Source organism: Variovorax sp. WDL1 (assembly GCF_001541225.1).
Lineage (GTDB): Bacteria > Pseudomonadota > Gammaproteobacteria > Burkholderiales > Burkholderiaceae_C > Variovorax.
This window is the reverse complement of the sequence record NZ_LMTS01000025.1, coordinates 139,223-149,338: the sequence shown is the minus strand read 5'-3', so window position 1 is coordinate 149,338 and position 10,116 is coordinate 139,223. Positions and strand designations below refer to the sequence as shown.

The following is a 10,116-nucleotide window of genomic DNA, read 5'->3' as shown; positions in this document are numbered from 1 at the left end:
AGCGGCTGGCTACCGCCGCAAGCCGTTACCTACGACCTGTCGGCAATGTTGGTCTGAACGACAGTTCTCGCCTAACATACTGTCGACTCGTGCCCGTGCCTGTCGCTCCTTCCCCCGTTCTACTGCAGTCCGGCGTGCGGTTTCGCGCACGCCCCGACGCAGCCATGGCGCAGCGCCTGCGCCAATGGGTCGGACACCAGCGGTTCATCTATAACGCAAAGGTCGACGAAGACCGCTACTTCGCCGGCATGCGCCTCTCGATGCTGGCGCGCGGCAGGACCGCGGCCGAGGCGGCCACGCCGCTGGACCGCGCGTACGCGCAGTTCCGGGGCGAGACGACGCCCTGGCTCGGTGAAGTTCCCTCGCAGGTCCTGCGCATCGGCGCCGAGCGCTGGTTCGAGGGCAAGCAGCGCCAGCTCAAAGGGTTGGCCCGGGCGCCGCGCCGGCGCAACCGCCTCAACTTCGACAGCGTGCGCGTCTCCAGTGAGCTCTTCGAGTTCAGGGAGCTCGATGAGCCTCAAGGCGACCTGCGCCACGAGCTCGTCCTCGGCAACGACAAGTTCGGGTTCGGCAGCCTCCCGTTCACGGCGCACCGTCCATATGAAGTGCCCAAGTCGCTGACGCTGCGCTGCACCGGTGGACAGTGGTTTGTCAGCTTCAGCTACGAGCACGCCGCGCCGAAGGGCTTTGTGGCGCGCAATGAGGAAGAGCTCGCCTACGAGCTCGACCTGCTCGACGGCCCCGCGCTCGAAACGCGCACGCTCGGCCTCGACCGCAATGTCGCGGACAACTGTCTCGCGACCTCCGACGGACGGTTCTACGCCCTGAGCGCCGTGCAGAAGGCGCGCATCGCCCGAAAAGCTGTCGGCGCGAAGCGCCACCAGCGCCGGCTCGCCCGTCAGGAGAAGGGCAGCGCCAACAGCCGCAAGACTCGAGACCGCCTGGCGCGCAAGCTCGCCTACAAGCGCGAGGTTCTGCGGGACTTCAGCCACCAGACCAGCCATGACCTGCTCGAATCCAAAGCGAACGACGCCGGCGTGCCGCAACTGCTGGTGCTCGAGGCGCTGAAGGTGGGAAACATGACGGCTCGGCCCAAGGCCCGGCAGGACGAGACCGGGCGGTGGCTTCGCAACGGCGCCGCGAGCAAGGCGGGTTTGAACCGGGCCATCCTCTCGAGCGCCTGGGGGCGCATTGCCGAGCAGCTGGGCTACAAGGCGGCCCGGCGCAACGTTCTCGTGCTGCAGGTGCCTGCGGCCTATTCATCCCAAGAGTGTTCCCGGTGCGGGCACACTCACCCAGGCAACCGCGACGCACAGCGGTTTGCCTGTCAACGCTGCGGACTCGAAGCGCACGCCGATACGAACGCCGCCCGCATCATTGCGGGCCGAGGTATCGGGATGGTGCGCGACCAAAAGGTCGTCGTGAAGGCCAGGAAGCGTGTCGCCTATCGACGGCGCGCAACAAACGCAGGGCTGGAATCGCCCGATGTGCCTGTGGAGGGTGGTGTAAGTCGCGACGAAGCGAAAGCCGACATCGCGCAGTGCCCGAGGAAGCAGGAAGGTGCCACGACTACAGCGCCGTCAGGCGTTTAGTCGCGGGAGATTCACGGTGGCCCACATATCTCGGAAAGCTTCGGAGGGCATGTCGGGGTGGCGAACGACGTTGTGCGGCTGACCGACGAGCTCATCCTCACTGTAGCCGCTCGCCTCAACGAACGCAGGATTCACGTAGGTGATGATGCTGTTCAGGTCGGTCATCGAGACAAGGGTCTCGCTGCCGAGTTGATATTCGCGATGGGTAACAGGGAGATTGCGCTTCATGGTTTGTCTGTTTTCGGGTGGCCAGCGAACGCCGGGCCTAAAAAAGACCGCCCCCTGTGTGGGAGCGGTCTGGAATGAAATGGAGTGGCTCTATCCGGCGAGAAGTGCCTCGAAGGCGGCTTCGTCCAGGACGGACACGTTGAGTTCCTGGGCCTTGGCCAGCTTGGTGCCAGCCTCTTCGCCTGCAAGCAGGTAGTGGGTCTTCTTGGAGACCGAGCCAGCCACCTTGCCGCCTGCGCCTTCAATCAGCGCCTTGAACGTCTCGCGGGGCTTGGACAGGGTGCCGGTGATGACGAAGGTCTTGTCCACAATGGCGGGATTCGCGACGCCGCTTTCGACATCCTTGGGTCCCACGAAGAACAGCAGGCGGTCCACTTCGGCGGCGTTGTCCGGGTTCGCGAAGAACGCCAGCACGTTGCTCGCAGTGGTCTCACCCACGTCCGACACCTGTAGCAGCGCATCGAGGTCCGCATTGCGGAACGCAGCGAACGACTTGAAGCGCTTGGCCAGGTCCTTGGCGGTCGCCTCGCCCACGCCCGGGATGCCCAGGGCATAGATGAACCGATTCAGCTCGGGCTGCTTGACCTCGATGACTGCGTCGACCAGGTTGGTGGCAGACGTAAGGCCCATGCCTGGCAGCGTCTGGATATCCTCCACGCGCAGATGGAAGAGGCCACTGGGCCGCTCGAGGAGCTTCGCTTGAAGCATCTTCTCAACGGTGCCCTCCGCCATGCCTCGGATGTCGAGCGCAAGGCGCGACGCGAAGTGCGTGATGGCAAACAGCCGTTGCGCAGGGCAGTTCAATCCGCCGGTGCAGCGGTGGTCGGCGCTGTCCTCTTCCTTGTGCACGGCGGAGCCGCAAACAGGGCAGGTGGCTGGCGCCGTGTACGAGGCTTCGGTGCCCGCGCGCAGTTCAAGCACGGGGCGCACGATTTCCGGGATGACATCGCCAGCGCGGCGTACCACCACGGTGTCGCCCACGCGCACATCCTTGCGGCGCGCCTCGTCTTCGTTGTGCAACGTCGCGCTGGTCACCGTCACGCCACCGACATAGACGGGGGCGAGCTTGGCGACGGGAGTGAGCTTGCCGGTGCGCCCCACCTGGACGTCGATGCCGATGCATTTGGTAGTGGCTTCCTCGGGCGGGAACTTGAACGCGATGGCCCAGCGAGGGGTGCGCGAGTTCCAGCCAAGCTGGTCCTGGTAGCGAGAAGCGTTGACCTTGAAGACGACGCCGTCGATTTCGAAGGGAAGTCCGGCGCGCTCCTTCTGTATTTGCTCGAAGTGAGCTTGCACGCCGTTGACCCCCTTGACGACCTTGACCGTGTCGCTGATTTCAAAGCCTTCGGCGACGAGCGTCTTGAGCTGCTCGAACTGGGTGCCGGCTGGCAGGTAGCCCTGGCATTCGCCAAAGCTGTACGCAAGGAAGGTCAACCGGCGCGAAGCCGTGACCTTGGGGTCCAGGTTGCGCAGGCCGCCGGCCGATGCATTTCGAGGATTGGCGAAGCGCTTGTCGCCCTTGGCGTCCTGGGCCGCGTTGATGCGGGCGAAGTCTTCCTTGGTGATGACGACCTCGCCGCGCACTTCCACGCGCGGTGCCGTGTTGCTGATGCGCAGCGGCACGTTTCGGATGGTCCGAACCTGGGCCGTCACGTTCTCGCCGGTCTCGCCATCGCCGCGGGATGCGGCCAACTTGAGGACCCCGAACTCGTAGACCAGCGCGCAGGATGCGCCGTCGTACTTCAGTTCGGCGCAGAACTCCACCTCGCTCTCCGGGATGCCAAGCTGTGCGGCAACGGATGCGACGAAGGCCGCAGCTTCCTGCCCGTCCATCGCGTTGTCGATGGAGAGCATCGGTCGCAGGTGCCGCACGTCAGAGAACGCAGCCAGTGGCGCGCCGCCGACGCGTTGAGTGGGAGAGTCGGTCCGGTCAAGTTCGGGATGCCTTGCCTCCAGCGCCTGGAGCTCGCGAAACAGTGCGTCGTACTCCGCATCGGAGATGACGGCCGCGTCCATCACGTAGTAGCGGTGGCCATGGCTGGCGACCGTTGCCTTCAGGTTGCTGTGTTGCTCGTGGATGGTCATGTTGTCCTTGTGTCCAATGTGTGATTATAACAGATTGCATGTAAAAGGGTTCTAGCACTGGTGGTTTAGATACCGGGGGTGTCTGGACTAAGTTTTAGTTTAAACGTCCTGGCTAGACGGACAAAGCTCCCGCAATTGCAGCCAATGTTTCAACTCATCCTGACCGTCATGGCCATCGCACTCGCATCCGCGCTTGTGATGGTCTCAATCAACTACCTGCCGGCCTGGCGGGGGGCTGCACGTGACGTGGAGCAGCAGGTGCGCACCGCTCTTCCGCAGCTTGAGGAAGCCTATGACGCGGCGACCCGCGCAGCCGGCGGCGTGCCGCCCGCCGTCCTTGCGGCCAGTGATGGCGGCTTTTCCGCGCAGTTCCTGCCCTTGCTGCGCTTTGCGCCTGCTGCCCCCGCAGGCTACGTGTGGACCTACGGCCAGCACGGTGACGATGGCAGCCGGTACGCAAACCTGAACTATTTCTGCCTGGCCCCCACCCGGGCCGGGCTTCAGGGAGTCGGGCGAGGCCTCTACCGCGGCGTGAGCGCCTTCTCGCGCGACCAGGCGTTCGTGAACACGAGTTGCGGTGCGACGGTCACACAGGCGGCCCCCTCCAATTGGAACGCTGCGCCGGCTCGCGCGGTGACCTTCTACGTGGCGTATACCCCTGGCGTGAATCGATGAACCGCCGCCTGCGCACCACCGTCGCAGTCCTTGCCGTCGCGTTCGCTGCGCCTTGCCTGGCCGCCGAACCGATGTTGAGCGCAACGTCTGTCGGCGCGGAGGTCGCGCGCGCAGCCAAAGACGTGAAAAACGCGTTCTATCGACGCGCCGCCGTCTTCAGTCCTGGTACGTACGACCAGTTGCCCGCGGCCGCTTCTGCCGCAGACCTTTTCCCTGCGTATGGATTCATGCCCCGTGGCCACAAGGTTTCATGGGGGCTCTCGGCGGTAGACGAGGACCAGTCGAAGCTCTGCCTGACAGCCACCCTAAACAGCACGCAGGACTGGATTGACTTCGTTCGAGGCGCCCAGGGCGCCCACTTGACCCCCGCAGACGGCGGGTGCACGGGGGCTGCGCAATGGGTTGCACCCGCGGCATATCCCGTGGGCGCCTCGGCCATAGTGCCCTTGGACCGGAGGCTGGTTCCTACGCCCACCGCGATGGACGCTGGGCTGGAAGTGACTGGGACGCTTCAGGATGAGGAGCCGGCGGCGGTGCTGCCAGGGCATGCACAAGTGGCTGCCGTGCTCCAGGCGCGGGCAGGGCAGCTGAGCGCTCCCTGGACTCTCACCGTGACCAACCGGCTGCCAATGCAATCGCTGGCCATCGCCGGCGCGGCGGCTACGCCGGGCTTCAGCCTTGGTGATAGCAGCTGCGCGGTGCTCCTGCCCGGCGAAAGCTGCTCGGTCGCCGTGCGGTTTCAGTCGTCGGCTCAGTTGCCTTCGACGCCCGGGCGAGTCCGCCTCGAGTTCCGGCAAGAACTGGAAGGCCTGCCAACGGGAGGCATGAGCGCACTGAGCGTCACGCTCTACGGCGAGCAGGTACGTTGAGGAGCGCGTCGAGGTCGGGCGCAAGCTCCGGGGCTACTGCCAGAAACGGGGCAAGCCAGGCGTGCACGTGGGACGCTCGCTGCTCGGGGAGCGAACCGCCTTTGAGCAGGGTGTCCATGGCGTCCAGCATTGAGCTTAGCGAGGACTTGCGCAAAAGAGGCGGGCGCGCGCGCCATTCAGTCGTTGGCACCGGGAAGACGATGTCGCGCTGCTCGATAAGGAACCGGACAGGGTCCTCGGTCGTACGGAACCGCGCGCGCAGGGTCAGCTCAGGGTCCGGCACCGTGCGGTCAACGGCGAAAGTGGCCGCAGCGAGAAGGACCGCCTTGGCGTCGTCAGCGCGGGCTGCGTGGTGCAGCTGCTGAAAGCGCCCAGCAAAGGCCAGGGCGACCGCCTGGTAGGCGCTCCGGCTGAGCGTGCCGAGGCTCACGAGCGGGCTTCCTGGAGCCAGTTGACGTTGACAGGGACGCTGACCATCCCGAGCTGGACCTGGCGCTCGAAGAGCAACCCATTGTGCAGTTCGGTCAAGGACGGGTATTCGGAGCAGACCGCCATGCATTCAAAGCTTTCGAGCTGGCTCTGAATCATGGTCTTGGCACGTACGGCGGCTTCGCGATAGAGGCGGGGCGACAGCACGAGCCGGCGGCTGTCCGCAGCATCAAGCATCATCCCATAGCGGCCAAGCTCGACGCGAACTTCTTCCGGCGTGAGGGCGGCGAGGCCGGGGGCTGCAGCTTTGATGTTTGTCATGCTTAAAGTATACCACCAGAACCACTTTACGGTCAACCAGTATCGATTCATTAGCAGCGGCGATGGGGCAGATTTAGCATAGCGCCTATACCATAGCAAGCGACTAGGTCGCAAAACTCCGAAGTGATGAGCGGAATTTGACGGAGGGGCCCGCCTGATGCGGTCTCCTCCGTATTTCGTCCTAAGCCGCCGGCGCCTGGCCGAAGAGGTCGCCCAGGGCGTCGAGCATGCCGGCCCCGTTGGATTCCGGAGCGATATACACCGCCCCCGGTTGCCTTCTGGCCGCGTCAGTCACCCGCGTGGCTGCCTGCACGACCTCGGTCCATGTGGCCGGGCCGGGGCCGAAGGCGAGGACCCCGACGCTGACCTGCGGAGCGGTTTGGGCGTCCGACGCGCGCAGCTTCCCCAAAACGTCCTCCGCGAGGAAAGCGGCCTCCGGCAGGTCGCAGTTCTTGAGAACGAGGAGGAGGCTCGCCTCCGTCCAGCGGAACCCCCTGTCGCCCATGCGAAGGGTCTCGCGAACCGCCTTGCCCGCATTTCTCAGCTGCCCAAGGTTCGGGCCCTGGTCCCCGCAACCTGCCATGTCCATGGTGATGACGGCGTGGTGCCCGTCGGCGGGCCCATTGGCGTTGAAGAGCTTTGTGAGAACGGACTGCAACTCGCAGTGCCGCCGCAGCCCCGTGGTTTCGTCTCTGAGGTGCACCCCTGCCACGGCGGGCACCTCGGCCGCGCTTGGACCTCGGATGACGATGACGGCGCCGGCCGTGCTTCCGTCCGCAAGGAAAACTGGGACAGACGCTTCCGAGAGGGGTACCGCCTTGCCGTCACGGCTCACCGCCTCCAAAGTGTTGACTCGTCTTAGCGCAGTCTTGGCGCTCAGCAGCGCAGGATGCAGGCTCGGCATGGTTTCCCCCGAAGCCCGTAGCCGCGGTTGGTAGACCTGGTCCAAGGGCCGGTTCAGCGCGTCGGAAACTCGCCAGCCCAGCAGCCTCGCCGCCACCTGGTTGATGGTAGTGATTCGAGATTCGCAGTCGACGACGAGGACGCCGGCGTCGACGTTGTGCAGGGCTGTTCGCAAGCGCGTGGTCTCCGCCTCCTCGACGGAGAGACTTTTTGTACTCGCGCGCGAGATGGTGCGCACCGCCTCCGCGAGTTCCAGCTCATCAGAGGTGTGCAGTCCGGACGTGTCCATGGCTGGGACAGTATTGCCAAGGCTCACCGCCGCCACCTGGCGGTGGAGAACGCGCAACGGCTGCAGCACCGCGCGGATGGTGAGCCAAAGCAGGGGGAGAAGTGCGGTCCCCACGGAAAGCACGACCAAGAAGTGCCATCTAAGCTCAGCTTCGTCAGTGAAGATTTTAGACACCGGGGCCTCCATGACCAGTCGCCAGGGGCTGGACGGGCCCGAGATGGTGGTTACGTACATTAGGCTCGGCACGCCATCCGCATTCATGCCGTAAACGAGACCGCTTGGGGCCTCAGCTTCCGTAAAGAGCTTTGCCATCGGGCCCAGCGTGCGCACGGATTCCCCCATCCGGTCGGCGTTCCGTTGGGCAATGATGGTTCCCTCCTCGGAGGCGACGGTCACCAGGGACGCAGGGCCACCTGCGAAGTCGCCAAGGCCGGCGGTGGCGGCAAGCGCGATATTCTCGATAGACCCCACGACCACGCCGACCACCTTGCCTTCTGCTCCGTAAATGGGCGAAGAGAAAATCGTGACGTGCGTGCGAAGGGACCGACTGAGCACCGGACCCACGATGACTCGCGATTGTGTGGCGAGGACGCCGCTGAAGTAGCTCCGGTCGGCCACTGAAGCGTCGGCCTGTGGTCCGGTGGTCGCTGGCACCCATGCGAGTGGGTATCCGTTCAAATCCGTGACGCTCAGCGTCCTGAATGCGTGCGGGGCAACCAAGGTCAGTTGCGCAAGCCGCTGTTGAAGCCGGGGCTTGTCACGCAGGGCTGCCTCGTCGAGCGACGCTGCAACGCCGTCTGCAAGCTCGCTTAGCGCTTGCAGGCGGTCTTCGAACACGGCAGCAGTGCGCTCAGTGAGCCGCGCGTGGTGCCTCTCCACTGAGGCGCGAAGGGCGACACGGGAGCCCTGGTACTGAACAAAGAGCAAGGCGGCGACCAATGATGCCGCGACAACCGTGCATACGGTCGTGAGGCGAGCAGTAAGGCTCTGCCGGAAGGGAGGGGGAAGACGGCTCAAAACTCAGCAATGCGTGTCCTGCGTAAGCGGGTTATCGGCATCCCGCAGCAGTCTTGAAGTCCGCGCGCTGCGTATCGCAATTTCTTGAAGGCGCCTTAGGCACGCGTCAAAACCTTGCTCCCTACACCTCCTGGACACAACCAAGGAGGTAAATATGTGGAGGAACGTACTACTGGGCGGCCTGCTGGCCACCGCGCTGGCGTCCACCGGTGCGGCGCAGCCAGGCTTTGCGGCTTGCCCGCAGTTCTTTGTCGGCGGCAAGGTGCCAGTCGTCTCCCGCGCGCCCGAGTTGCGACGGGAGCTCTGCTTCGATTCATTCGCAATCCTGCACTCCGGGCAGTCCAAGACCCCGCTCTATGGCGCGGAGAGGCTGAACCGTAGCCTGCTGCTCGACGCCAAAGGCGAGGAGCGAACAGACCGGTTCTACGAAGAGGCGCGCTTGCCTCGAGCGGAGCGGGCCGCGCTGGAGGACTACAAGGCAGGGTTACTCGTCCAGGACCCGGACGACTCGACCAAGCAGGTCCGAGTTAAGGTCGACCGCGGGCACGTGATTGCGGCAGGGGACATGCCCAACGCCCGAGCGATGGCTCAAAGTTTCAGCTTAGCGAACATGATGCCGCAGGCGCCGCAGAACAATCGCAGGACTTGGAAGGACATCGAATCCGCGACGCGGAAGTACGCCATGCGCGCGACCGGTGATGTATTCGTCTTCACCGGGCCCGTCTTCGCCGGCCCTGTTCGGACGTTAGCGACGGGGCAGGTTTGGGTTCCGAGCCACCTATACAAGCTAGTTTATGACCAGACGTCTAACCGGGCATGGGCACATTGGCTGGAGAACACCGACACCGCGCGTGCCGGCCGGCCAATCTCCTACGAGGAGCTTGTCAGGCGCACCGGCATCGACTTCCTGCCAGGCGTTCGACCTTCCAGCTAAGAACGTGCTTTTACAAGCCCCGGGGATTTACCCGGGGCTTTTTCTTGACTGGCGAATCCCGCGCGGCCGCTGTTTAAACGCCCGTGCCTGTACGAGGCACACGCTCCCGCAACTCTTCTGTGTCTCAAATGAACCTCTTCAACGGACGTCTCGCCCGTCAGCCTGTCAACCGCACCCTGGACGCCTACGCCGCTACTGCCGGTGTTTATGCACAGCGCACTGCCGGGGTCGACATGTCCCGCGAACGGGGGTTCTTCGTGCAAAGACTTCCCAACGGCATCGCAGGCAGCACTGTGCTCGACGCAGGGTGCGGTAGCGCGCGGGACGCATTGGAGTTCCGCCGGCTTGGCCTGGAGGTCGTGGCATTCGACGGTTGCAAGGAGATGGCGGAGCTCGCCAGCGCGACTTGTGGCCAGGAGGTCCTGCACCTGCGCTTCGACGAGGTCGTCTGGCAGGGCGCATTTGACGGTGTCTGGGCATCCGGCAGCCTGCTCCACCTCGATGACTCGGCCCAGGTGGATGCGCTGCAGCGCCTCGCGCGCAGCTTGAGGCCTGGCGGTGTGCTCTGCGCGGTGATGGAGCGGGGAGAGGGCACGTCCGTCGCCAGTGACGGCAGATTCTTCAACTACACGACGACTGAAAAGTTCGCTCGCGTGGTCGCCCGGGCGGGTCTCGGCCAGTTCGAGAGCTTCGCTGCGGACAGCTATCTGGCGGCAGACGGTACGGTGTGGCTCACGATGTGTGCACGCAAGCCGTACTTATAATCGCGACGCT

The 10,116-nt window shown here is 64.6% G+C and carries 9 protein-coding genes and 1 pseudogene; 5 read left to right on the top strand and 5 right to left on the bottom strand.

The window, feature by feature from the left end; all coding sequences use genetic code 11:
• The first annotated feature begins 134 nt into the window (after positions 1-134).
• Positions 135-1,592, top strand: a complete 1,458-nt coding sequence (locus APY03_RS02990) for an RNA-guided endonuclease InsQ/TnpB family protein (protein WP_146039467.1) — start codon at positions 135-137, stop codon at positions 1,590-1,592.
• Between the two features lie 12 nt (positions 1,593-1,604).
• On the opposite strand, the pseudogene APY03_RS02985 reads toward APY03_RS02990, so the two are convergent.
• Both APY03_RS02985 and ligA read right to left on the bottom strand, forming a co-directional pair.
• Positions 1,605-1,820 (bottom strand): annotated as a pseudogene (locus APY03_RS02985) (PAS domain S-box protein); the annotation flags it as partial.
• A gap of 90 nt (positions 1,821-1,910) precedes the next feature.
• Entirely contained in the window at positions 1,911-3,905 is a 1,995-nt protein-coding gene (gene ligA, locus APY03_RS02980) for an NAD-dependent DNA ligase LigA (RefSeq protein ID WP_068673727.1), read from the bottom strand.
• A gap of 144 nt (positions 3,906-4,049) precedes the next feature.
• Between ligA and APY03_RS02975 the strand changes: the two genes are divergently transcribed.
• Together APY03_RS02975 and APY03_RS02970 are read left to right on the top strand one after the other, a co-directional pair.
• Positions 4,050-4,580, top strand: coding sequence for a hypothetical protein (locus APY03_RS02975; RefSeq protein WP_068673725.1), 531 nt, complete (start codon positions 4,050-4,052; stop codon positions 4,578-4,580).
• Positions 4,577-5,449, top strand: coding sequence for a hypothetical protein (locus tag APY03_RS02970; RefSeq protein WP_068673723.1), 873 nt, complete (start codon positions 4,577-4,579; stop codon positions 5,447-5,449). Before APY03_RS02975 ends, APY03_RS02970 begins: the two co-directional genes overlap by 4 nt.
• On the opposite strand, the gene APY03_RS02965 is transcribed toward APY03_RS02970, so the two are convergent.
• From APY03_RS02965 to APY03_RS02955, 3 genes are all read right to left on the bottom strand, one after another.
• Positions 5,421-5,879: a hypothetical protein gene (locus APY03_RS02965; protein WP_068673721.1), complete on the bottom strand. Its 459-nt coding sequence runs from the start codon at positions 5,877-5,879 to the stop codon at positions 5,421-5,423. The genes APY03_RS02970 and APY03_RS02965 overlap by 29 nt on opposite strands.
• Positions 5,876-6,235: a hypothetical protein gene (locus tag APY03_RS02960; RefSeq protein WP_068673719.1), complete on the bottom strand. Its 360-nt coding sequence runs from the start codon at positions 6,233-6,235 to the stop codon at positions 5,876-5,878. The genes APY03_RS02965 and APY03_RS02960 overlap by 4 nt, the downstream gene beginning before the upstream one ends.
• Positions 6,236-6,380: 145 nt before the next feature.
• Positions 6,381-8,228, bottom strand: coding sequence for a PAS domain-containing protein (locus APY03_RS02955; protein WP_232081411.1), 1,848 nt, complete (start codon positions 8,226-8,228; stop codon positions 6,381-6,383).
• 334 nt (positions 8,229-8,562) lie between these two features.
• Between APY03_RS02955 and APY03_RS02950 the strand changes: the two genes are divergently transcribed.
• The gene (locus APY03_RS02950; RefSeq protein ID WP_068673715.1) at positions 8,563-9,342 is read left to right on the top strand and encodes a DNA/RNA non-specific endonuclease; all 780 of its coding nucleotides are present in this window, start codon (positions 8,563-8,565) and stop codon (positions 9,340-9,342) included.
• A gap of 128 nt (positions 9,343-9,470) precedes the next feature.
• Positions 9,471-10,106 carry a class I SAM-dependent methyltransferase gene (locus tag APY03_RS02945; RefSeq protein ID WP_068673713.1) on the top strand — a complete coding sequence of 212 codons (636 nt, stop codon included), beginning with the start codon at positions 9,471-9,473 and terminating at the stop codon, positions 10,104-10,106.
• Positions 10,107-10,116: the final 10 nt, after the last annotated feature.